Source organism: Pseudomonas sp. LPH60 (genome assembly GCF_030718165.1).
Taxonomy (GTDB): Bacteria; Pseudomonadota; Gammaproteobacteria; order Pseudomonadales; family Pseudomonadaceae; genus Aquipseudomonas; species Aquipseudomonas danubii.
On record NZ_JAVAJH010000001.1, the window covers coordinates 1020481 to 1042831 of the forward strand.

A 22351-nucleotide genomic window follows, 5' to 3' on the forward strand; every position below is an offset into this window, starting at 1 on the left:
TAGGCCGGGCGTAGAAGAATATTTATCTCTGTTTCATTGCGCTGGAAGTTATTTGCAGATAAAAAATCTGCATAAACATAAAAAACAGGTTGTTTTGTCTCATGCGCAAACTGGATCGTACCGACATCGGCATTCTCAACAGTCTTCAGGAGAATGCTCGCATCACCAACGCCGACCTCGCCCGTTCGGTGAACCTTTCACCCACGCCGTGCTTCAACCGGGTCAAGGCCATGGAGGAGCTGGGGCTGATCCGCGAGCAGGTGACCCTGCTGGATGCCGACCTCTTGGGGCTGCACGTCAACGTGTTCATTCACGTCAGCCTGGAGAAGCAGGTGGAGGAGGCCTTGCAGCACTTCGAAGAGGCCATCGCCGACCGCCCGGAAGTCATGGAGTGCTACCTGATGGCCGGCGACCCGGACTACCTGATCCGCGTGCTGGTGCCGACTATCCAGTCCCTGGAACGCTTCATGATGGACTTTCTGACCAAGGTGCCCGGGGTGGCCAACATCCGCTCCAGCTTCGCCCTCAAGCAGGTGCGCTACAAGACCGCGCTGCCACTGCCGGCCAACGGCCTGACCCTGGGCACCTGAGGCTCAGGCGGAGACTCCGCTCCAGAGCCGATCCAGGTTCTTGAACTCCCAGTCTTCCGGGGCTTCGCGAGCGACGATGCGATCCTGGCCGTGGATCTTGGCCAGGTCGACCACGTTCTGTTCCAGGGGCAGGTTGGAGCGGGTGGAGAAGAACACCCGGACCTTGGGCGTCAGCAGCGACTTTGGGTTTTGTTCGATCACCACCGCCAGGCGACCGCTTTCCAGGCGCACCAGGGCCCCGACGGGATAGATACCCACGCTCTTGACGAAGGCCTGGAACACCCGCTGATCGAAATGACCTTTCCAGGTGGACATGCGCTGGATCGCTTCGGCCGGGTCCCAGCCACGGTTGTAGGGACGATTGGAGGTCACCGCGTCGTACACATCGCAGACCGCGCCCATCTGCGCGAACAGGCTGATCTGGTTGCCGGCCAGACGGTGCGGATAGCCCGAGCCGTCGGCCTTTTCGTGGTGATGCAGGCATACATCCAGAACCAGCGCATCCACATCGGGGCTTTGACGCAGGATCGCGCCACCGGCTTCGGGGTGCAGCTTGACCCGTTCGAACTCGGTGTCCGAGAGCTTTTGCGGCTTGTTGAGAATGCTGTCGGGGATGGTCAGCTTGCCCACGTCATGCAGCAATCCGGCAACGCCTGCCAGGCGGATATAGTCCTCCGACAAGCCCAATTGCCGCGCCGTGGCCAGCATCAGCGCACAGACCGCCACTGAATGCATGTAGGTGTAGTCATCGGCGTTCTTGAGCCGCGCCAGACTGATCAGCGCATCGGGATGACGCAGCAGCGACTGGCCGATCTGCAGCACCAGATCCTCGGCTTGCTGCATCTCCAGGGCCTGGCCCATGCGCACTTCCTGGAACATCGCCATTACCGCCTTGCGCGAGTGGGCGCAGAGCTTGAGGGCGCGCTGCACTTCCTCATCCATGCTGGCCCGGGGCGTGGCAGCGGTGGCTGGTTGTGCCGTCGGCGGCAGGTCCGGCGTGGTGGTTGCACTGGCCTCGGGCAGGTCGCCACCTTTGCTGGTGTCGATCCACAGGCTGCTGAGGTTGGAGCTTCGCAGGCGTTGCAGGTCGGCATGGCTGTCGAGGACAAAGCCAGCCTTCCAGAAAGAGTGGTCCAGCCAGGAGCCACAGAACTGATGGATGTACATGCCCATCTGCAACTGATGGATCGAAATCAGTTTCAGCATCAACAACACTCCCTTCCAGGGCAGCCGGCCATTGCCGGTCATCTGGCTCCTACAGACCCGTGTAGGAGCCGGATCGCCGGCTAACAGCACCAGCGCTTTTCTCTACCTGACGTCTTACCGGGCCTGGGCCCGCCTCACAGGGAGAAGCGTGCCACCAGTTTGTTCAAACTCACCGCCAGGGACGACAGTTCATTGCTGGCAATGGACGTCTGGCTGGCGGCGGACGAGCTTTGCAGCGACAGGTCGCGGATGCTCATCAGGTTCTGATCCACCGAGCGCGCCACCTGGGCCTGTTCCTCCGAGGCGGTGGCGATCATCAGGTTGCGTTCGTTGATCTCGCTGATGGCCTGGGCGATATGGCCGATGGCGGCGCCGGCCTCGTGGGCGATGGCCAGGGTCTGGCTGGCATCCTCGCTGCTTTGCTGCATCGACAGCATGGCCTTGCTCGAACCGTTCTGGACGCCCTGGATCATCTGCTCGATCTCCTGGGTCGAGAGCTGGGTGCGGTGGGCCAGGGCCCGCACTTCATCGGCCACCACGGCGAAACCACGGCCTTGCTCGCCGGCCCGAGCGGCCTCGATGGCCGCGTTGAGGGCCAGCAGGTTGGTCTGCTCGGCAATGGCGCGGATCACGTCCAGGACCTTGCTGATGTCCTGGGCCTGTTGCGCCAGGCCGGCCATTTCCACCCGGGTGTTTTCCACGGTGCCGGTGAGCTTCTCGATGGAGTGGATGGTCTGCTCGACCCGCTCCTTGCCCAGCCCGGCGGAGCGCTCGGATTCCTGGGTCGACTGCGAGGCGGACACCGCGTTGCGCGCCACTTCCTCCACCGCGGCGGTCATTTCGTTGACCGCGGTGGCGGCCTGATCGGTCTCCATGCTCTGTTGCTGGATGCCGGCGTTGGACTCGCGGGTAATGGCGCTCATTTCCTCGGCGGCGGAGGCCAGCTGGGTCGAGGAGTCGGCAATTTGGCGGATGGTCGACTTCAGGTTGTCGAGCATGGACTGGGTGGATTTCTGCAGGTCGGTGAGTTCGTCCTGGCCGCTGACTTCCACCTGGGTCCGCAGGTCGCCCTCGGCGATTTTGCGCGTGGTGGCCAGCAGCGATTGTACCGGGCGGGTGATGCTGCGGGTGAACAGGGTGGCGATGAGCACGGTCAGGACAATCGCCAGGACGATGATCAGCGAGGTCAGGGTCAGGCCACTGTCGAACTGATGGTCGGCCAGGGTCGCCGAGTGCGCGGCACCGCTCTCGTTGATCGCGATCAGGGCTTCGATGGCGCTTTGCAAGGCATTGGCCAGGGGCACCGTGACCTGATTGATGTAGTCACTGCTCTGCTGCGCGGTGTTGGTCTTGCTGGCATCGATCAGCACCGCCAGCTTGTCCAGGTAGTCCTGGGCGCCGCGCTTGACCTGATCAAAGGCGGTTTTCTCTTCGGCGCTGGACACCAGCGGCTCGTAGTCCTTGATGGCCTGGGCCAGGGTGGCTTTCAGGCTACCCAGCTTGTCCAGGGATGCGCCTTTCTGGGCTTCGCTTTCAGTGGCGTAGTGCAGGGCCTCCAGGCGCACACGCAAGGTGGAGGATTCGATTTTCGTGGCTTGCCTGACGCTGGGCAGCCAATTGTTTCGCAGGTCCAGTGCAGCATCGTGAATCTGTCCCATTCTCCACAGCGCCAGTCCCCCCAGACCGACCACTAGCACACAGATAGCGCCAAAACTCAGGAGCGCCCTGGACGTCAGTTTCAAGTTTCTTGTCACCATACAGGCACCTTGCAGGTTGGAGTGATACCGCCAATTGCTTTTCGACTCCTTGTCGCCCTGATAGCACTGTGACTCCAAAGAGATGAAAAATCTGTAGGGATGTAAAAATATTTCTTTGCGTCCAACGCGCTTCAACCTAGCGTCGCCGCAAGGGCGGGCAACCCCGCGGCTTGACCTTTATCAACGCGCTTTTGGCGGTTTTGTAGCAAGCTTGGCGCCTCTCCAATTGCAAAGGAAAAGGCCCATGACTACGCCTCCGACAACGGCGCCCGCGGCCAAGGCTGTACTACCGATTGGATTGCTGATCGCCGTGCTGGCCATGATCGGGGTGCTGTTTCTGCCACTGCCCGCCGACCTGCCGGTGGCCGGCCAGCGGATGCTGGCGATCCTCGCCTTCGCGGTGGTGGTGTGGATCAGCGAAGCGGTGTCCTACGAGGCCAGCGCGATCATGATCACTGCACTGATGGCGTTCCTGATTGGCACCGCGCCGACCCTGCAGGACCCGACCCAGGTCTATGGCAGCTCGGCGGCCATCAGTCTGGCGCTGACCGGGTTCTCCAATTCGGCCCTGGCCCTGGTGGCCGGTGCCTTGTTCATCGCCGCCGCCATGACCCACACCGGCCTCGACCGGCGCATCGCCCTGGTGACCCTGACCCGGGTCGGCACCAGCACCCGGCGCATCCTCATCGGTGCCATTGCGGTGACCATCCTCCTCAGCCTGCTGGTGCCCAGCGCCACGGCCCGCAGTGCCTGCGTGGTGCCGATCATGATGGGAGTGATCGCCGCGTTCGGCGTCGACAAGCGCTCCAATATCGCCGCCGGGCTGATGATCGTGGTGGCCCAGGGCACCAGCATCTGGAACGTCGGGATCCAGACCGCCGCGGCGCAGAACCTGCTGACCGTGGGCTTCATGGACAAGATGCTCGGCCAGCGCGTGGCCTGGCTCGACTGGCTGATCGCCGGCGCGCCCTGGGCGCTGATCATGTCCCTGGTGCTGCTGTGGCTGGTGCTCAAACTGCTGCCGCCGGAAACCGACAGCATCCCCGGCGGCAAGGAAGCGGTGGCCCAGTCCCTGGTGGACATCGGGCCCATGACCGGGCCGCAGAAGCGCCTGTTGGCGGTGTCGCTGTTGCTGCTTTTGGCCTGGTCCACCGAAGGCAAGCTGCACCCCTTCGACACCACGACCACCACCTACGCCGGGCTGGTGATCCTGCTGTTGCCGCGAGTCGGCATCATGACCTGGAAGGACGTGCAGTCGCGCATTCCCTGGGGCACGGTGATCGTCTTCGGGGTCGGCATCAGCCTCGGTTCGGCGCTGCTCAGCACCCAGGCCGGGCAATGGCTGGGCGGGCAGGTGGTGGCCCACACCGGCCTGGACCAGGTCGGGCCGTTGGCGGTGTTCGCGATTCTCGCGGCGTTCCTGATTCTCATTCACCTGGGGTTCGCCAGTGCCACGGCCCTGACCTCGGCCTTGCTGCCGATCCTGATTGCCGTGCTGCAAACCCTGCCGGGCGAGTTCAGCCGCCTGGGCATGACCATGCTCCTGGGCTTTGTCGTCAGCTACGGTTTCATCCTGCCGATCAACGCGCCGCAGAACATGGTCTGCCTGGGTACCGAGACCTTCAATGCCCGGCAGTTCGCCAAGGTCGGGCTGCTGGTGACGCTGATCGGCTACCTGTTGATGCTGGTGTTCGCCATGACCTGGTGGAAATGGCTGGGCTGGATGTAGAGCCCTTCACAGTGACCCGCTGAACACCCGGGTCACGCTGCCGGCCAGGCGCACCTTGCCCTGGCCGTCCCAGCTCACCGTCACCGGCCCGCCGTCGCACAGCACCCGCACCGGGCTGTCGAGCAAGCCGCGACGGATGCCATTGACCGCCGCCGCGCAGGAACAGGAACCGGAGCCCAGGGGGATGGCGCCATGGCGCTCCCAGATGCGCAGGCGGATGGTCTGGCGGTCGATCACCTGGATGAAGTGCACATTGGTCTTGTGTGGAAACAGCGGGTCGCTCTCGATCGTGGGACCCAGGGCGGCCACGTCCAGTTGCTCCAGATCGTCGACGAAAAAACTGCAATGGGGGTTGCCCATGCTGCATGCCGCCGGTGTTCCTGGCAGCGGCAGGTGCAGGCTGTCCAGCTCTCGGGCCAGGGGGACGTCCCGCCAGTCGAACGATGGTCGGCCCATTTCCACGGACACCGACTGATCCTCAAGGCGCAAGCAGTGCTGCAGGCCGCGGGCGGTTGTCACCTGCACCGAGGTGGCACCGTTTTCCTCCATCAGCAGGTCGGCGGCGCCGCGGGTGGCGCTGCCGCAGGTGTCCAGGCTGGAACCATCGGCGTTGAAGAAGGTCAGTTGCGCCGCACTCTCGTGGCAATCGCCGAGCACCACCAACTGATTGAAACCAATGCCGCGTCGGCGATCGCCCAGGGCCCGGGCCCGTTCGGCAGTGATCGGGTTGTCGCGGCCACGGGCATCGATCAGCACGAAGTCGTCGCCATTGGCGTGCATCTTGACAAAGTTCAGCGACATGCGAGCTCCGGTGGGCGAGGGCAGGCGACGCCCGCTTCGCCGGGCGCCAGCGAGGGCAGGATTGCGAAAAAACGCCACCGGCGCCAGCGCCTTAAAATAAAATTCATCCTGCAAGCCTGGGCACTGCCTGGACGGCGGGTTTTTCCGGCACACTGCCGGAGCACCGCGAACATCGCCGGGCGCTGCAACAGCGGCCGGTACAGCACAAGGTCACGGCATGGATCACTACGCCCCGCGCAACTGGCAGCCCCACGAAAAGCCCAGCTTGCCCGGTTCCCCCTCGACACCGCTGCACCCCGGCCACAAGCGCCTGGCCTATGCCCTGGTGGGCTTGCTGGTGGCGATTACCGGCGGCCTGGGCAACTCGCTGGTGATCGCCAATCTGCCGTACCTGCAAGGGGCGCTGGGGGCGACCACCGCGGAAATGGCCTGGCTGCCGGCCGCCTATGTGATGACCAACGTGTCGATGAACCTGCTGCTGGTGAAGTTTCGCCAGCAGTTCGGCCTGCGTGCCTTCACCGAAGTGTTCCTGGTGCTCTACGCCCTGGTGACCTTCGGCCACCTGTTCGTCAACGACCTGAGCTCGGCCATCGCCGTGCGCGCGGCCCATGGCATGGTCGGCGCGGCGCTGAGCTCCCTGGGCCTGTACTACATGGTCCAGGCCTTCCCGGCGAAATGGCGGCTCAAGGCCCTGGTGCTGGGGCTGGGTACTTCGCAGCTGGCCTTGCCCCTGGCCCGGCTGTTTTCCGAGGACCTGCTGCAGATCGCCGAATGGCGCGGCCTGTACCTGTTCGAACTGGGCCTGGCGCTGACCTCCCTGGGCTGCGTGTTCCTGCTCAAGCTGCCGCCGGGGGACCGCTTTCGCACCTTCGAGAAACTCGACTTCCTGACCTTCGCCTTGCTCGCCACAGGCGTTGCCCTGCTGTGTGCGGTGCTGTCCCTGGGGCGCATCGACTGGTGGCTGGAAGCGCCGTGGATCGGCTATGCCAGTGCCGGTTCCATCGTGCTGATCCTGGCCGGGCTTTGCATCGAACATAACCGCAGCAACCCGATGCTGATGACCCGCTGGCTGGGCAGCGGGGCGATGATCCGCCTGGCCCTGGCGGTGATCCTGATTCGCATGGTGCTGTCGGAACAGTCCACCGGCGCCGTGGGGTTTCTCCAGGCGCTGAACATGAGCAGCGAGCAGATGCGCCTGCTCTACGGGGTGATGCTGCTGGGCAGCATCGCCGGGCTGGCCACCAGCGCGCTGACCATCAACCCGGCGCACCTGTTGATGCCGCTGGTCATTTCCCTGGCGCTGATGGCCGTGGGCTCGGTGATGGACAGTTTCTCCAGCAACCTCACGCGCCCGGCCAACATGTACCTCAGCCAGTTCCTCCTGGCCTTTGGCGGCACCTTCTTTCTCGGCCCGACCATGGTCCTGGGCACCCGCAATGTGCTGACCAACCCGCGCAATCTGGTCAGCTTCTCGGTGCTGTTCGGCATCTGCCAGAACCTCGGCGGGCTGATCGGCTCGGCCTTGCTCGGGACCTTCCAGATCGTGCGCGAGAAGTATCACTCCAGCCATATCGTCGAGCAGTTGACCCTGCTCGATCCCCAGGTCCTGGCCCGGGTGCAGAGCGGCGCGGCGGCCTACGGCAAGGTCATCGCCGACCCGGACCTGCGCACCCTGCAAGGCATTCGCAGCCTGGCCAGTGCGGCCACCCGCGAAGCCAACGTGCTGGCCTATAACGATGTATTCATGCTGATCGCGGTGATTGCCGTACTCACCATGCTCTGGATATTCATCCGCAGCCTGTGGCTGATGAGCACGACCCGAGCGGTCGCGCCCGCGGCTCCCGTTCAACAAAGTGGTGCCCCAACTTCATGAGCGAAACCGTCAACCCCACCACCAATGCCATCGCCTCGACTCCCGAGCCTAACGGCCCGCCGAGTCTTCCGGCGACCGAGCCGCGCCCGCTGGCGGTGCGCATCCTCTCGTCCCTGGGCTTTGCCGCCATCGCCATCGTCGGTGTGCTGATCGTGCTCTACGCCTGGCAGCTGCCGCCGTTCTCCAGCGCCATCGAAAGCACCGAGAACGCCCTGGTGCGCGGGCAGGTGACCATTATCGGCCCGCAGCTCAGCGGCTATGTGTTCGAGGTGCCGGTGCAGGACTTCCAGCAGGTCAAGGCCGGCGACCTGCTGGTGCGCCTTGACGACCGCATCTATCGCCAGCGCCTGGACCAGTCCCTGGCGCAACTGGCGGTGCAGAAGGCGGCCCTGGCCAATGCCCTGCAGCAACGCAACAGCGCCGAAGCCACGATCAAGCTGCGCCAGGCCGCTCTGGTCGACAGCCAGGCCCAGGCGCGCAAGAGCGCGGCCGACCTGCAACGCAACCAGGCGCTGATTGCCGACGGTTCGGTGTCCCAGCGTGAGCTGGACGTGACCCGCGCGGCCAATGCCCAGACCGTCGCCGCCGTGGCCCAGGCCCAGGCGCAACTGGACATCGCTCGCCAGGACCTGCAGACGGTGATCGTCAACCGCGGCTCCCTGGAAGCGGCGGTGGCCAGCGCCGAAGCCGCGGTGGAGCTGGCGCGCATCGACCTGTCCAACACCCGCATCCTCGCGCCCCGCGACGGGCAACTGGGGCAGATCGGCGTGCGCCTGGGGGCTTACGTCAACTCCGGCGCCCAGCTCATGGCCCTGGTGCCGAACCAGCTGTGGGTGATGGCCAACATGAAGGAAACCCAGATGGACAATGTGCGGGTCGGGCAGCCGGTGAGTTTTACCGTGGACGCCCTGAACCACCGCACATTCAGCGGCAAGGTGCAGCGGATTTCCCCGGCTACCGGTTCCGAATTCGCCTTGTTGCAGGCCGACAACGCCACCGGCAACTTCGTCAAGATTGCCCAGCGCGTCCCGGTGCGGATCAGCGTCGACCCGGATCAGCCGGAGTTGGAGCGGTTGCGGCCAGGGTTATCAGTGGTGGTCAGCATCGACACCTCCGTCACGCCTTGAACCCTCTCGCCGCGGATCCTCTGTAGCCGCTGCCGCAGGCTGCGACCGGCTGCGCAGCAGACGCCAAGGATGGCGCTCCACCGCGATGCTCCAGACCAGGAGGGGGAGGCCTTGAGATCGCTGAAGGTCCTGCGGACCTTTTCGCCGCCTGCGGCAGCGGCTACAGAGGCGCGGTGCGCGGGAGGCTATGCCGCCTGCATCGGCGGCAAGGTGCCCAGTAACGAAACGGCGGCCACGGCGGCCACACCCAGCAGCCACTCCACCTGCACGCTGCTGCGCAGGCTCGACAGGCGCTGGTCGCAGCCGCGGATGCGCAGGCGATTGAACAGCGCCAGCCCGAGCATGCCCGCCACCAGCAGCACCTTGATCAGCAGGATCAGGGCAAAGCCGCTGAACAATGGCGTCGGCCACCACTGTCCGGTGAGCACCCGGACGTTGATCAGACCGGTGATCAGCAAGCCGCTGACCAGCCCGTAACCCACGCCGCTGAAGCGCTTCAACAAGGGCTCGACAGACAGCCCCGCGGGTTGGCGCAACACCAGCAACAACACCAGCAAGCCCCCCAACCAGATGGCGACACAGCTTAAGTGCACGATCTGATTGAGGATCAGCAACTGCCCCTGCAGCCCATCGAGCATGGCGCCGTGACCCACCGGAGCCAGGGTGGCCAGGAGCAGGGCACCGAGCCCCAGTTGCAGCGGCAGGCGCCGACCCAGCGGCGTCAGCAGCAGCCCCAGCAACAACAGATTGAGCAGCAGGTGCCAGGTCCAGACCTGGCCGAAGAAGGTCTTGCCCAGCACCAATTGCACGGTCGCTGGGTCCAGCGCCGCCGGCCAGGAACCGGCCATGCTGGCGGTGATCAGCAACAGCCAGCACAGGCCGCTGCAAAGGCCGATCAGCGTCAACCAGCGGCTGAGCCGATCGAGCTGTCGATGCACGGCGCCATGGCCGTTCTGTGCTGAATCACGGCCCAGCAACAGCGGGCGAAACACCCAGGCCCCCACCAGGATCAGCACTACCGCAAAGTGCACGAAGCGGCACAGCACCAGCCATGACGCCACGGCTTACGGGCTCACCTTGAAGCTGTAGCTGCCTTCGCTCTTGTGGGTGTCCACCGACACCGCGTGCCACTCCACCTTGTACTCGCCAGCGCGCAGCGGCGTGGCGGCCGGGGTGACCACCAGGGTCTTCTTGTCCGCACCTTCGGTGGCCAGGCTTTTCACTGCGAGGGGGGCACCGTCCTTGCTGATCGTCACTTGAGTGAAGGCCGCTTCCACGCCTTCGCTGAACATCAGGCGCAGTTCGTTGGGCGCAACCACGCTGCTGTCGGCCGCCGGGTTCGAGCTTTTCAGATGGGCGTGGGCGAATACCGAGGAGGCGCCCAGCAGCGAGGCGAGCAGGGCGGTGGTGGTGAAGAGGTTTTTCAGTGACATGAGAGGGTTACCTTTATATGGAGGGCAGGGGCTCAACGATCGCGCAACTGCATGTGGATGATCGGAAACGGCCGGCCTTCGCCATCGGTTTCCGAGCGGCCGCAGTCGACGAAGCCGTAGTGACGATAGAAACCGTGGGCCTGTGGGTTCTGTTCATTGACGTCGACCTTGAGGCCGGGACGGCGAACGTGATCCAGAAGCGTTCGACCGATGCCCTGGCCGCGTTGGGCCGGTTCGATGAACAGCATCTGTACGGTGTTGTCGCTGGTGGCGATAAAGCCTGCGGGGCTGGCGTCGGGGTTTTCGAAGACCCAGGTCTCAAGGGCCGGCAGGTAGCTGTCGCGTACCAGCGGGTACAGGCGCTGGATGTCGTCTTCAGCAATGAAGTCATGGGTGGCGCGTACCGAACGCTCCCAGAGCGCGGTCAGCAGGGCGTCGTCCGCAGCGACGCGAGGGCGAATCGTCATGAGTGTGTTCCATCAGTAACAGGACAGATGGCCGGCGGTGGGGCAGGGCCGGCATTCGGGCAGAGACCTGTATGCCCGTGTCGCGAGTTAACGCCTGGACGGAGCACCGCAGTGGCTGCTGCAAATGAGCGGGAGGCCGATCCTACTCAATCCGGCCAGGCGGCGAAAGACCCATCGGCGGCGCGCAATGTCGCGGCCCTGACAGCCCCCGCAAGACCCGGGCGAATGCTAGTCTTGCCGCAGACTGTTTTCGTAGGAGCCCTCATGGGCAATCACAAGATCGAGATTCGTCGCAGCAACGTGGAAAAGATCCTCCTGGCGGCCGAGAAAATCTTCGCCGAAAAAGGTTATGCCGGGACTGCCATGGCCGACATCGCCGAAGAAGTGCAACTGCCGCGTTCCAACCTGCATTACTACTTCAGTACCAAGAACGAGCTTTACAGCGCCGTGCTCATGGACCTGCTGGACCTGTGGAAGCAGGACGCCCTGTGCTTCGAGATGTTCGACGACCCGCGGGTGGTGCTCAGCAGCTACATCCGCGCCAAGATGCAGCATTCGCGCAGCCGGCCTTACGGCTCCAAGGTCTGGGCCAACGAAATCATCCATGGCGCGCCGACCCTGGGCGCGGCGCTGGATGCCAGCCTGTACGACTGGGCGAAGATGAAGGAAGCGAAGATCCGCCAATGGGTCGAGGCTGGACGAATCATGCCCGTGGAACCGTCGAGCCTGCTGTACATGATCTGGGCCTCGACCCAGCATTACGCCGACTTCGACCACCAGGTGATGATCCTCAACGACCACCAGCCGCTGTCGGACCTGCAATTCGAACGCGCGGTGCAGACTGTCACCAGCGTCATCCTGCGCGGCATCGGCCTGGAGCCCTGAGCAACAGCAGCGGCCACACGACCCCCCCGACCCTCCGCAATTCCTGTAGCCGCTGCCGAGCCTGCGAGGCTGCGAAAAGGCCCGCAGGGCCTTGCTTGACGGTCTCCCGCCACTCCTCTGTTGGCCTCACGAGCGCCGCGAGCGTACCGCTCGTTCGCAGCCTGCGGCAGCGGCTACACGAAACCATCCGATCCCCGCAATCCCTGTAGCCGCTGCCGAGCCTGCGAGGCTGCGAAAAGGCCCGCAGGGCCTTGCCTGGCGATCTCCCGCCAATCCTCTGTTAGCCTCACGAGCGCCGCGAGCGTAGCGCTCGTTCGCAGCCTGCGGCAGCGGCTACAAGTGGTGCGGTGTTACACGGCTTCGCGGTAGGGGTTGCGCGGGTCGTGCTGCCAGTCGAGGAAGGGTTTGCCCGTGTCCTGGGGCACCATTTCGATGCAGTCCTGCACCGGGCAGGTGATCTGGCACAGGTTGCAGCCCACGCATTCGTCGTCGATCACTTGATAGGTGTGGGTGCCGTCGGCCTGGCGGATGCTGGCAATTGCCTGGTGTGAGGTGTCTTCGCAGGCGATATGACAACGGCCGCAACCAATGCACGCCTCCTGGTCAATTTTCGCGATCACCTGGTAGTTGATGTCCAGGTACTTCCAGTCGGTGGTGTTGCCCACCGCGCGCCCGGAGAAGTCCTGCAGGCTGTGGTAGCCCTGGCTGTCCATCCACCGCGACAGGCCGTCCTTCATCTCGTCGACGATGCGAAAGCCATGCAGCATCGCCGCCGTACACACCTGCACCGCACCGCAGCCCAAGGCCACGAACTCCGCCGCATCGCGCCAGCTGCCGATGCCGCCAATGCCGCAGATCGGCAGGCCGCGGGTCTGCGGGTCACGGGCAATCTCGGCCACCATGTTCAGGGCAATCGGCTTGACCGCCGAGCCGCAGTAGCCGCCGTGGGTGCTCTGGCTGCCCACCATCGGGTGGGCCACCATGCGCTCCAGGTCGACGCTGGTGATGGAGTTGATGGTGTTGATCAGCGACACCGCATCGGCGCCACCGCGGTGGGCGGCGCGGGCGGCCATGCGGATGTCGGTGATGTTGGGCGTCAGCTTGACGATCACCGGCAGCGAGCAGTAGGTCTTGCACCAGCGGGTCACCTGCTCGACGTACTCCGGCACCTGGCCCACCGCCGCGCCCATGCCGCGTTCCGGCATGCCGTGGGGGCAGCCGAAGTTCAGCTCGATGCCGTCGGCGCCGGTGGCTTCCACCAGGGGCAGGATGGCTTTCCAGGATTCCTCGACGCAGGGCACCATCAGCGACACGATCAAGGCGCGATCCGGCCAGTCCTTCTTCACCTGGGTGATTTCCTTGAGGTTGATCTCCAGGGAACGGTCGGTGATCAGCTCGATGTTGTTGATGCCCATGACCTCGCGGTTCGGTCCGAAATGCGCGGAATAACGGGACGAGACGTTGACCGCCGCCGGGTCCTCGCCCAGGGTTTTCCAGACCACGCCGCCCCAGCCGGCCTCGAAGGCACGGACCACGTTGTAGGCCTTGTCGGTGGGCGGTGCGGAGGCCAGCCAGAACGGGTTGGGGGCCTTGATACCGGCAAAGACAATCGATAGATCGGCCATTTACGCAGCCTCCACATTGAGCATGAGTTGGGCATGCATGGCTTCTGCGGCCAGCTTGCCGTGTTGTACCGCCTGCACGGTCAGGTCCTGGCCGAGGCTGACGCAATCGCCGCCGGCGTAGACCCCGGGAATGCTGGTGCGCAGCTGTTCGTCCACCTGGATACGTTCCCCGCAACGCTGCAGTTCCCGCGCCAGTGGATCGGCTAGGGCACCGCCGTCGAACGACTGGCCGATGGCCTTGAAGATCGCGTCGGCCGCCAGCTCGAAGGTTTCCCCGGTGTGTTGCAAACGTCCCTCCAGCATTCGGGTGCGAACGAAGCGCATGCCGCGCACCCGGCCCTGATCATCCAGCAGCACCTGTTGCGGTGCGGCCCAGGTCAGCAGGCGCACCTGATTGGCCTTGGCGATCTCTTGCTCGTGCCCGGTGGCGCCCATGTCCTCGACGCCCCGGCGGTACACCAGGTTGACGTCCCGGGCGCCGAGGCGGGCCATTTGCACCGCCATGTCGATGGCGGTGTTGCCGGCGCCGAGAACGATGCAGCGGTCGGCCAGGGGCAGTTGGCTGAGGTCGTCGGCCTGGCGCAGTTCGCGGATGTAGTCGGTGGCGGCCAGCAGCCCGGGGGCGTCTTCATGCTCCAGCCCCAGCTGTTTGCTGGCGGCCAGCCCGAGGCCGAGGAACACCGCATCGAACTCCTGATGCAGTTGGCTCAGGCTCAGGTTGGCGCCGAGTTTATGCCCGTGGCGGATCTCGATGCCGCCAATGCCCAGCAGGAACTCCAGCTCCTGCTGAGCGAAGTCATCCACCAGCTTGTACTTAGCGATCCCGTATTCGTTGAGGCCACCGGCTTTTTCCCGGGCTTCGAAAATCACCACGTCGTGGCCGTGCAGGGCGCTGCGGTGGGCGCAGGACAAACCCGCCGGGCCGGCGCCGACCACGGCGATGCGCTTGCCGGTGGGCGCGGCGCGCTGGAACGGGTGCTCGGTGAAGTGCGCATTGTCCAGGGCATAGCGTTGCAGCAGGCCGATCAGCACCGGCGCACACTCTTGGGCGTTGTTGCGCACGCAGGCCTGCTGGCAGAGGATTTCGGTGGGGCAGACCCGGGCGCAACTGCCGCCGAGGATATTGGCCGAGAGAATCTTCTGCGCCGCGCCCTGGACGTTGTCGGTGTGGATATTGCGGATGAACGAAGGAATGTCGATCTCGCTGGGGCAGGCGTTGACGCAGGGCGCGTCGTAGCAATACAGGCAGCGCGAGGCTTCCAGATGGGCCTGGCGGGCGTTGAGTGGTGGCGCCAGATCGCTGAAATGGCCGGCCAGGGTGGCGCCGTCCAGGGTCGGGTGGGGCAAGTGGTTCAAGGTCTTGATCACGGTTTTGGCCTCACGGTTTTTCATCTGCCTCTGACGGGCATGGGTGTTCACGAAACTGCTAGCTGTCCTGTCGTCCTGCCATCCTGCTGTCCTGTAGCCGCTGCCGAGCCTGCGAGGCTGCGAAAAGGCCCGCAGGGCCTTGCTTGGCGATCTCCCGCCAATCCTCTGGTGGCCGCAAGAACGCCGCGAGCGTACCGCTCGTTCGCAGCCTGCGGCAGCGGCTACACGAAGCCCCGATCCCCGCAGTCCCTGTAGCCGCTGCCGAGCCTGCGAGGCTGCGAAAAGGCCCGCAGGCCTTGCCTGACGATCTCCCGCCAACCCTCTATTGGCCGCAAGAACGCCGCGAGCGTGCCGCTCGTTCGCAGCCTGCGGCAGCGGCTACACGAAGCCCCGATCCCCGCAGTCCCTGTAGCCGCTGCCGAGCCTGCGAGGCTGCGAAAAGGCCCGCAGGGCCTTGCTTGACGGTCTCCCGCCAATCCTCTGCTGGCCTCAAGAACGCCGCGAGCGTGCCGCTCGTTCGCAGCCTGCGGCAGCGGCTACACAGAGCGTGGATTGGCATTGGGGCATTCCGGGGTCAGCGTTTGACGGCGGTCGGTTTGTGCCGCTCGGCGCGCTTGCTCAACAGATCGAACACCGCCGGGTAGGCCGGGCGTTCGATGTAGCGACCGGCGCCGCGTTCGGCTCGCAGGTCGCCGTCGGCCCACACCAGCTTGCCCTGGCTGATGGTGTGGCTGGGCACGCCGCGCACGGTCTTGCCTTCGAAGATGTTGAAGTCCACCTGCTGGTGGTGGGTCTTGGCGGAGATGGTCCGCGTGCCTTGCGGGTCCCAGAGCACCAGGTCGGCATCGGCGCCGACGCGGATCGCGCCCTTGCGCGGGTAGAGGTTGAAGATCTTCGCGGTGTGGGTGGAGGTCAGGGCCACAAACTCCTGCATCGACAGGCGTCCGCTGTTGACCCCTTCATCCCAGAGCACGGCCATGCGGTCCTCGATGCCGGCGGTGCCGTTGGGGATCTTGCTGAAGTCGTCGCGGCCGGCGGCTTTCTGCTCGGCGCAGAAACAGCAGTGGTCGGTGGCGGTGGTGTGCAGGTTGCCCGATTGCAGGCCGTGCCACAGCGCTTCCTGGTGGCCACGAGGGCGGAAGGGTGGGCTCATCACGTAACCGGCGGCGGTCTGCCAGTCCGGGTCGCGGTACACGCTGTCGTCCAGCAGCAGGTGGCCGGCCAGCACTTCACCGTAGACCGGTTGACCCTTGCTGCGGGCGTAGGTGATTTCGTCCAGCGCCTCTTTGGTCGAGACGTGCACCAGGTACAGCGGCGTGCCCAGGGTTTCGGCGATACGGATCGCCCGGCTGGCGGCCTCGCCTTCCACTTGCGAGGGCCGCGACAGCGGGTGGGCTTCCGGCCCGGTGATGCCCTGGGCCAGCAGCTTGCGCTGCAGGTGGTACACCAGCTCGCCGTTTTCCGCGTGCACCGTGGGCACCGCGCCCAGTTCCAGGCAGCGCTCGAAGCTGGCCACCAGGGTGTCGTCGGCGGCCATGATGGCGTTCTTGTAGGCCATGAAGTGCTTGAAGCTGTTGATGCCGTGGTGCTGCACCAGCTCGGCCATTTCCTCGCGCACCTGTTCGCTCCACCAGGTGATGGCCACGTGGAAGCCGTAGTCGCTGGCGGATTTCTCGGCCCAGCCGCGCCACTGGTGGAAGGCTTCCAGCAACGACTGCTGCGGGTTGGGAATCACGAAGTCGATGATCGAGGTGGTGCCCCCTGCAAGACCCGCCGCGGTGCCGCTGAAGAAGTCTTCGCTGGCCACGGTGCCCATGAAGGGCAGTTGCATGTGGGTGTGGGGATCGATGCCGCCGGGCATCAAGTACTGGCCGCTGCCGTCGAGTACTTCACAGCCGGCGGGAATATCCAGATTGTTGCCGATGGCGCGAATTAGACCGCCTGCGCAGAGTACATCGGCTTTGTAACTTTCATCATGGGTAATAACGGTGGCGCCACGGATCAACAGAGACATTCCGAGTTCCTCGCAGGCATGACCGACTGGTGCCGGTTCTAACTTTTTTATTGAACGCGCTGACAACTTAATAATCCTGTCAGCAGTGTCAGGATTAGAAGCTAGCCGGAGTTCAAAGAAACAGCAAGAATATTTTATATAAGCTTATATTCTATTTAACTTATTGAAAAATAAGGATAAATAATACAAATCCGCAAAATGGTGCGGCTCATCACCATTTTGACGCACTTGACAGGATCGAAAAATAGTCGAGATTTCCTATGTCAAATCAGCTGCTTGAGGAGTCGCGAGAAAGACTAATCGATAACTTGGAAAATTAACGTGCACTGCTTTGGGTCCTGACCAAACGGACAACTTGCCAAACACCCGGCCTGAGTGAGTTGGCAACTAACCGAGGGCTGCAAAGTTGGTTGAATAAAACTGAGTGGTATCAGTTGTTTACATGGATTTCGCACACTGTGCAGTAGCGAGTTCGGCCTTAGTTGGCATCTTTATTGAGTGCCGCCGCAGATCGCTGGCCAGGAGGGCGGAAGTCGTCAGTTCTCCGGCCATCGTCCGGCGCACTGTTCCTGGGTGCGCTGGCCTGATGAGCAAAATAATCAGAACAACAGTGGAGCGGCCATGCAACAGATCAGATCCCAGGTGACCGAGCGCGAAGGCTTGTACGAGCTGGACGCCGGCAGCGACGTGCTCGACAGCCCCCGTTACAACCACGACATCGCACCAACCAAGGTCCAGGAACGCACCTGGAACAAATGGCACATCACCGCACTGTGGATCGGCATGTCGATCTGCGTGCCCACCTACACCCTGGGCGGGGTACTGACCGCCTACTTCGGCCTCAGCGTCGGCGAGGCGCTGCTGGCGATCCTGCTGGCCAATATCGTGGTGCTGGTGCCCCTGACCCTCAATGCCTTTGCCGGCACCAAGTACGGCATTCCGTTTCCGGTGCTGCTGCGCTCGTCGTTCGGCATCATCGGCTCCAACGTGCCGTGCCTGATCCGCGCCCTGGTGGCCTGCGGCTGGTTCGGCATCCAGACGATGTTCGGCGGGTTGGCGATCCACCTGTTCCTGGGCTCGATCTTCGAGGGCTGGAAGGCCCTGGGCGGCACCGGTGAGGTGATCGGCTTCATGATCTTCTGGACCCTCAACCTGTGGGTGGTGCTGCGCGGCGCCGAGTCGATCAAGTGGCTGGAAACATTGTCTGCGCCGCTGCTGGTGGCGGTGGGCATCGGCCTGCTGGTGTGGGCCTTGCCCAGCGTGTCGCTGACTGAGTTGCTGGCAATCGCGCCCAAGCGTCCCGAGGGCGCCAGCGTCACGGGTTACTTCATGGCCGGGCTCACGGCGATGGTCGGCTTCTGGGCCACCTTGTCGCTGAACATTCCCGACTTCAGCCGCTACGCGAAGAGCCAGAAGGACCAGATCCTCGGGCAGATTTTCGGTCTGCCGCTGACCATGTTCCTGTTCGCCGCCCTGGGGGTGGTGATGACCGCCGCCTCGGTGAAGCTGGTGGGCGTCACCGTATCCGATCCGGTGAGCCTGATCGGCCACATCCAGAGCCCGGGCTGGGTAGCCCTGGCCATGGCGCTGATCATCATCGCCACCTTGTCCACCAACACCGCGGCCAACATCGTCTCGCCCACCAACGACTTCCAGAACCTGGCGCCCAAGCTGATCGGCCGCACCACCGCGGTGATCCTCACCGGCCTGGTGGGGCTGGCGCTGATGGGCCACGAACTGCTGAAAAAGCTCGGCCTGCTGATTTCCGACGTCAGCTTGGAGACGGTGTATTCCAACTGGCTGCTGGGCTACTCCAGCCTGCTGGGGCCGATCGCCGGGATCATGGTGGTGGACTATTTCCTGATCAAGAAACAGCGCCTGGACCTGGCCGGCCTGTACCGCGACGACGTCTACCCGGCATGGAACTGGCACGGTTTCATCGCCTTCGGCGTACCGGTGGCCCTGACCCTGATGTCCCTGGGCAGCAGCGCCTTCAACTGGTTCTACAGCTACGGCTGGTTTACCGGTTCGGCCCTGGGCGGGTTGATCTACTACGGCCTGTGCACCTGGCGCAGCACCCAGGTGGCGACCGCCAAGACCCCAACATGAACACCCAGCCAGCGCTCACGTGCTCACCACATACGCGCGGTTTTTTGTAGGCGCTGGCTTGCCAGCGAAGACGTCGGCACGGGCGACGCACATCTTGCGCGGCCTTTCGCCGGCAAGCGCAACACCGCCCGGCCTGCTCCTACCGATTGTTGCTAGGCCGTTATCCCGGGTGATTGCGTCATGCATCCCCCGACAAAATCAGAAGAAATGCCTGAGGAGATCACCATGAACGCTGCCGTCGAGGTTCTGCAATCCAGCCATCAGCACATCAACCGCGACCGCCTGTGGCAGTCGCTCATGCAACTGGCCCAGCTCGGCGCCACGGTCAAGGGCGGGGTCTGCCGTCTGGCCCTGACCGACCTCGATCGCCAGGCCCGCGACCTGTTCGTAAAGTGGTGCGAGGAGGCCGGTTGCACGGTCACGGTGGACGGCATCGGCAACATCTTCGCCCGCCGCCCCGGGCGCAATCCGCAGCTGCCACCGGTGATGACCGGCAGCCATATCGACACCCAGCCCACCGGCGGCAAGTTCGATGGCTGCTTTGGCGTGCTGGCCGGGGTGGAAGTGCTGCGCACCCTCAATGACCTCAAGCTGGAGACCGAGGCGCCCCTGGAAGTGGTGGTGTGGACCAACGAAGAAGGCTCGCGTTTCCCGCCGTGCATGATGGGCTCCGGGGTGTTCGCCGAGAAATTCACCCTAGAGGACACCCTGGCCAAGACCGACGCCGAGGGCATCAGCGTCGGCGAGGCGCTGAACGCCATCGGCTACGCCGGCACGCGCCCGGTCAGCGGGCACCCGGTGGGCGCCTATTTCGAGGCGCACATCGAGCAAGGCCCGATCCTGGAAGACGAGCGCAAGACCATCGGTGTGGTGCTGGGCGCCCTCGGCCAGAAGTGGTTCGACCTCAAGCTGCGAGGGGTCGAAGCCCACGCCGGCCCGACCCCCATGCACCTGCGCAAGGACGCCCTGGTGGGCGCTGCCGCGGTGGTGGCGGCGGTCAACCGTGCCGCCCTGGGGCACCAGCCCCACGCCTGCGGCACCGTCGGCTGCCTGCAAGCCTACCCGGGCTCGCGCAACGTGATTCCGGGGGAGGTGCGCATGACCCTGGACTTCCGCCACCTGGAGCCGGCGCGCCTGGATTCGATGATTGCCGAGGTGCGCCAGGTGATCGACAACACTTGCGAAGAGCACGGCCTGAGCTTCGAACTGACCCCCACCGCGGACTTCCCGCCGCTGTACTTCGACCCGGTGTGTGTCGACGCCGTGCGCGGAGCCGCGCAGGGCTTGGGGTTGTCCCACATGGACATCGTCAGCGGCGCCGGGCACGACGCGATCTTCGTCGCCGAGCTGGGCCCGGCGGGGATGATCTTCGTGCCCTGCGAAGGCGGCATCAGCCACAACGAAATCGAAAACGCCGACCCCGACGACCTGGCCGCCGGCTGCGCCGTGCTGCTGCGGGCCATGCTCGCTGCCTCCCAATCCATCGCCCAGCGCCAACCTTAGGAGTCGGCCTGCCGGCGAAGGGGCCCGCCAGAGGTGGGCCGCCGACGCCTTCGCCGGCAAGGCGCATCGTCAGGCGCATCGTCAGGTGCTCGGCTGGCGTACACTGGCGAACTTTTCGCACGGGATGTCGACTATGCACAGGATGGCGCTTTGTCTGGCCCTGGCTCTGAGCCTGGGGGGGTGTATCGATTACAAATGGGGCCACGACTGGAAGGCCGACAGCCTCGGCGGTTGGCAGGACGCCAGCAAGGGAAGCTATGACCAGGGCACCTCGTTCAAGCTGGCCTGCGGCCCCGAGCCGCTGTATGTGAAGCTGACCTCCGCGCCGTCCCACCATCTGATGTCGCTGCTGTTCATCCCCCTGGTCCCGGCGGCCACCGGCGATGACAACCATCTGAGCATCAACGCCCGCCACCCCAGCCTCTCGGCCTGTTCGGCGGCGCAGAACCCCCTGGTGATCAAACTGGACAACCGGGTGATCAGCCAAATCGGCTACGCGGCAGGCGACCAGGCGGGCAGTTGCGAGCTGCGGCTGGACGAGCGCGAGTTGCAGGGCGAGCGGGTGTCGATCGAAGTCAATCAGGCCGTGCTGCCTTGCGCCGTGGCACCGCTGACCTTGAAGAAAAACGGCTTCTTCTGCCTGCGCAAAACCGAGTTCGGCGGTTCCAAGCCTTGTGACCGTTAGGGGTGGTCGGTCGCACGAACCTAAGCTAATTCCTAAAAAGTATTTATTTTCGATTTATTAGATCGATTAGCTTTTAGCGACTGTCCTGTCTCCGAGAAGGTTCGCCCCCATGCGCCTGCCCTTTGCTTTGCGTCGTAGCTTGTCGATTACCGCCCTGGCCGGTCTGGCGCTGGGCATGGCCCTCAATGCCCAGGCCGATACCGACCTGCGCATCGGCTACCAGAAATCCTCGACCCTGCTGGCGCTGCTCAAGGCCCAGGGCACCCTGGAAAAACAACTGGCGGGGCAGGGCGTCAACATCACCTGGCACGAGTTCACCAGTGGCCTGCCGCTGGCGGAGTCGCTGAACGTGGGCAACGTCGACATCAGTGCCGATGTCGCCGACACGGTGCCGGTCTTCGCCCAGGCCGCCGGGGCCCAGCTGACCTATTTCGCCACCGAAACCCCATCCCCCGCGGCCCAGTCCATCGTCATCCCCAAGGATTCGCCGCTCAAATCCCTGGCCGACCTCAAGGGCAAGCGCATTGCCGTGACCAAGGCCGCCGGCAGTCATTACCTGCTGATCGCCGCCTTGCGCGAAGCGGGCTTGAGCTTCGCCGATATCCAGCCGGTGTACCTGACCCCGGCCGATGGCCGCGCGGCCCTGGAAACCGCCAAGGTCGATGCCTGGGTCACCTGGGAGCCCTTCGTCGCCAGCGCCCAGCGCCAGCAGGGCGCGCGGGTGCTGCACGACGGCCAGGGACTGGCCAGTTATCGCCGCTATTACCTGGCCTCCAATGACTACGCCAAGGCCCATCCCGAGGTGCTGAACCAGGTGTTCGCCGAGTTGCAGAAGACCGGCGCCTGGGTCAAGGCGCACCCGAGCGAGGCGGCCAAACTGCTGGGCCCGCTGTGGGGCAACCTGGACGTGCCGACGGTAGAGCTGGCCAACAGCCGCCGCACCTACCAGGTGGAAGCGGTCAAGCCCGATGCCCTGGGCGAGCAGCAGAAAATCGCCGATGCCTTCTACCAGGAAAAGCTCTTGCCCAAGCCGGTGGATGCCCGGGCCGTGCAGTTGTGGAGCCCCAAGAAGTTGTGATCGCTGGTTAGATTGCCTTCGCTGGCAAGCCAGCTCCTACATGCACCACGCGATGCCGTTGTAGGAGCCGGCTTGCCGGCGAACAGGTCCCCCCTTTTTTC

General features: G+C 64.4%; 18 protein-coding genes. 9 read left to right on the plus strand and 9 right to left on the minus strand.

The genetic code is table 11. The annotated features are described in order from the left end of the window. The first annotated feature begins 101 nt into the window (after nt 1-101). Nucleotides 102-590: a Bkd operon transcriptional regulator BkdR gene (gene bkdR / locus Q8O96_RS04680; protein ID WP_060838848.1), complete on the plus strand. Its 489-nt coding sequence runs from the start codon at nt 102-104 to the stop codon at nt 588-590. 3 nt (nt 591-593) lie between these two features. Here the strand turns inward: bkdR and Q8O96_RS04685 are convergent, their stop codons facing one another. Both Q8O96_RS04685 and Q8O96_RS04690 read right to left on the minus strand, forming a co-directional pair. Next, complete coding sequence (locus Q8O96_RS04685; RefSeq protein WP_250330446.1) at nt 594-1796, minus strand: HD-GYP domain-containing protein; 1203 nt, start codon at nt 1794-1796, stop codon at nt 594-596. Nucleotides 1797-1930: 134 nt separating this feature from the next. After that, nucleotides 1931-3553 (minus strand): methyl-accepting chemotaxis protein, encoded by a 1623-nt coding sequence (locus Q8O96_RS04690; protein WP_102864589.1) that lies wholly within the window; start codon nt 3551-3553, stop codon nt 1931-1933. Nucleotides 3554-3797: 244 nt separating this feature from the next. On the opposite strand from Q8O96_RS04690, the gene Q8O96_RS04695 reads away from it, so the two are divergent. Further along, on the plus strand, nt 3798-5282 hold the full coding sequence (locus Q8O96_RS04695) for a DASS family sodium-coupled anion symporter (RefSeq protein ID WP_102864404.1): 1485 nt from the start codon (nt 3798-3800) through the stop codon (nt 5280-5282). A 6-nt stretch (nt 5283-5288) separates the two neighbouring features. Here the strand turns inward: Q8O96_RS04695 and dapF are convergent, their stop codons facing one another. Further along, on the minus strand, nt 5289-6083 hold the full coding sequence (gene dapF, locus Q8O96_RS04700; RefSeq protein ID WP_305948451.1) for a diaminopimelate epimerase: 795 nt from the start codon (nt 6081-6083) through the stop codon (nt 5289-5291). Nucleotides 6084-6300: 217 nt separating this feature from the next. Between dapF and Q8O96_RS04705 the strand changes: the two genes are divergently transcribed. Further along, nucleotides 6301-7956 (plus strand): MFS transporter, encoded by a 1656-nt coding sequence (locus Q8O96_RS04705; RefSeq protein ID WP_110653438.1) that lies wholly within the window; start codon nt 6301-6303, stop codon nt 7954-7956. Further along, a complete protein-coding gene (locus tag Q8O96_RS04710; RefSeq protein ID WP_115582244.1) occupies nt 7953-9083 on the plus strand; it encodes an HlyD family secretion protein in 1131 nt (376 codons plus the stop codon). Before Q8O96_RS04705 ends, Q8O96_RS04710 begins: the two co-directional genes overlap by 4 nt. A 185-nt stretch (nt 9084-9268) precedes the next feature. Here Q8O96_RS04710 and copD read toward each other — a convergent pair whose 3' ends face one another. The 3 genes from copD to Q8O96_RS04725 are packed head-to-tail and all read right to left on the minus strand — an operon-like array spanning nt 9269 to nt 10983. Beyond that, a complete protein-coding gene (gene copD / locus Q8O96_RS04715) occupies nt 9269-10144 on the minus strand; it encodes a copper homeostasis membrane protein CopD (protein ID WP_305948452.1) in 876 nt (291 codons plus the stop codon). A 3-nt stretch (nt 10145-10147) separates the two neighbouring features. Then, nucleotides 10148-10516: a copper homeostasis periplasmic binding protein CopC gene (copC, locus tag Q8O96_RS04720; protein WP_207167622.1), complete on the minus strand. Its 369-nt coding sequence runs from the start codon at nt 10514-10516 to the stop codon at nt 10148-10150. A gap of 32 nt (nt 10517-10548) precedes the next feature. Then, a complete protein-coding gene (locus Q8O96_RS04725) occupies nt 10549-10983 on the minus strand; it encodes a GNAT family N-acetyltransferase (protein WP_060838856.1) in 435 nt (144 codons plus the stop codon). Nucleotides 10984-11247: 264 nt separating this feature from the next. Between Q8O96_RS04725 and Q8O96_RS04730 the strand changes: the two genes are divergently transcribed. Beyond that, nucleotides 11248-11868: a TetR/AcrR family transcriptional regulator gene (locus tag Q8O96_RS04730; protein ID WP_102864410.1), complete on the plus strand. Its 621-nt coding sequence runs from the start codon at nt 11248-11250 to the stop codon at nt 11866-11868. A gap of 350 nt (nt 11869-12218) precedes the next feature. On the opposite strand, the gene preA is transcribed toward Q8O96_RS04730, so the two are convergent. The 3 genes from preA to hydA form a co-directional block, all read right to left on the minus strand. Continuing rightward, nucleotides 12219-13493 (minus strand): NAD-dependent dihydropyrimidine dehydrogenase subunit PreA, encoded by a 1275-nt coding sequence (gene preA, locus Q8O96_RS04735; RefSeq protein WP_108543106.1) that lies wholly within the window; start codon nt 13491-13493, stop codon nt 12219-12221. Beyond that, nucleotides 13494-14861 carry an NAD(P)-dependent oxidoreductase gene (locus tag Q8O96_RS04740; protein ID WP_305948515.1) on the minus strand — a complete coding sequence of 456 codons (1368 nt, stop codon included), beginning with the start codon at nt 14859-14861 and terminating at the stop codon, nt 13494-13496. Nucleotides 14862-15435: 574 nt separating this feature from the next. Continuing rightward, nucleotides 15436-16875: a dihydropyrimidinase gene (hydA, locus tag Q8O96_RS04745; protein ID WP_115582248.1), complete on the minus strand. Its 1440-nt coding sequence runs from the start codon at nt 16873-16875 to the stop codon at nt 15436-15438. A 621-nt stretch (nt 16876-17496) separates the two neighbouring features. Between hydA and Q8O96_RS04750 the strand changes: the two genes are divergently transcribed. From Q8O96_RS04750 to Q8O96_RS04765, 4 genes are all read left to right on the plus strand, one after another. Further along, nucleotides 17497-18984 carry an NCS1 family nucleobase:cation symporter-1 gene (locus tag Q8O96_RS04750; protein ID WP_207167623.1) on the plus strand — a complete coding sequence of 496 codons (1488 nt, stop codon included), beginning with the start codon at nt 17497-17499 and terminating at the stop codon, nt 18982-18984. A 225-nt stretch (nt 18985-19209) separates the two neighbouring features. After that, nucleotides 19210-20487, plus strand: a complete 1278-nt coding sequence (locus tag Q8O96_RS04755) for a Zn-dependent hydrolase (protein ID WP_305948453.1) — start codon at nt 19210-19212, stop codon at nt 20485-20487. A 133-nt stretch (nt 20488-20620) separates the two neighbouring features. After that, on the plus strand, nt 20621-21172 hold the full coding sequence (locus tag Q8O96_RS04760) for a hypothetical protein (protein WP_305948454.1): 552 nt from the start codon (nt 20621-20623) through the stop codon (nt 21170-21172). Nucleotides 21173-21281: 109 nt separating this feature from the next. Further along, nucleotides 21282-22250, plus strand: a complete 969-nt coding sequence (locus tag Q8O96_RS04765; protein ID WP_060838862.1) for an aliphatic sulfonate ABC transporter substrate-binding protein — start codon at nt 21282-21284, stop codon at nt 22248-22250. Nucleotides 22251-22351: the final 101 nt, after the last annotated feature.

Coding starts and splice junctions, on each gene's coding strand:
- dapF (WP_305948451.1), bottom strand. CDS start 6,083: ATGTCGCTGAACTTTGTCAAGATGCACGCCAATGGCGACGACTTCGTG.
- hydA (WP_115582248.1), bottom strand. CDS start 16,875: ATGTCTCTGTTGATCCGTGGCGCCACCGTTATTACCCATGATGAAAGT.
- Q8O96_RS04760 (WP_305948454.1), top strand. CDS start 20,621: ATGCACAGGATGGCGCTTTGTCTGGCCCTGGCTCTGAGCCTGGGGGGG.
- Q8O96_RS04690 (WP_102864589.1), bottom strand. CDS start 3,553: ATGGTGACAAGAAACTTGAAACTGACGTCCAGGGCGCTCCTGAGTTTT.
- preA (WP_108543106.1), bottom strand. CDS start 13,493: ATGGCCGATCTATCGATTGTCTTTGCCGGTATCAAGGCCCCCAACCCG.
- Q8O96_RS04710 (WP_115582244.1), top strand. CDS start 7,953: ATGAGCGAAACCGTCAACCCCACCACCAATGCCATCGCCTCGACTCCC.
- Q8O96_RS04730 (WP_102864410.1), top strand. CDS start 11,248: ATGGGCAATCACAAGATCGAGATTCGTCGCAGCAACGTGGAAAAGATC.
- Q8O96_RS04685 (WP_250330446.1), bottom strand. CDS start 1,796: ATGCTGAAACTGATTTCGATCCATCAGTTGCAGATGGGCATGTACATC.
- Q8O96_RS04695 (WP_102864404.1), top strand. CDS start 3,798: ATGACTACGCCTCCGACAACGGCGCCCGCGGCCAAGGCTGTACTACCG.
- Q8O96_RS04755 (WP_305948453.1), top strand. CDS start 19,210: ATGAACGCTGCCGTCGAGGTTCTGCAATCCAGCCATCAGCACATCAAC.
- bkdR (WP_060838848.1), top strand. CDS start 102: ATGCGCAAACTGGATCGTACCGACATCGGCATTCTCAACAGTCTTCAG.
- Q8O96_RS04750 (WP_207167623.1), top strand. CDS start 17,497: ATGCAACAGATCAGATCCCAGGTGACCGAGCGCGAAGGCTTGTACGAG.
- Q8O96_RS04765 (WP_060838862.1), top strand. CDS start 21,282: ATGCGCCTGCCCTTTGCTTTGCGTCGTAGCTTGTCGATTACCGCCCTG.
- Q8O96_RS04725 (WP_060838856.1), bottom strand. CDS start 10,983: ATGACGATTCGCCCTCGCGTCGCTGCGGACGACGCCCTGCTGACCGCG.
- copC (WP_207167622.1), bottom strand. CDS start 10,516: ATGTCACTGAAAAACCTCTTCACCACCACCGCCCTGCTCGCCTCGCTG.
- Q8O96_RS04705 (WP_110653438.1), top strand. CDS start 6,301: ATGGATCACTACGCCCCGCGCAACTGGCAGCCCCACGAAAAGCCCAGC.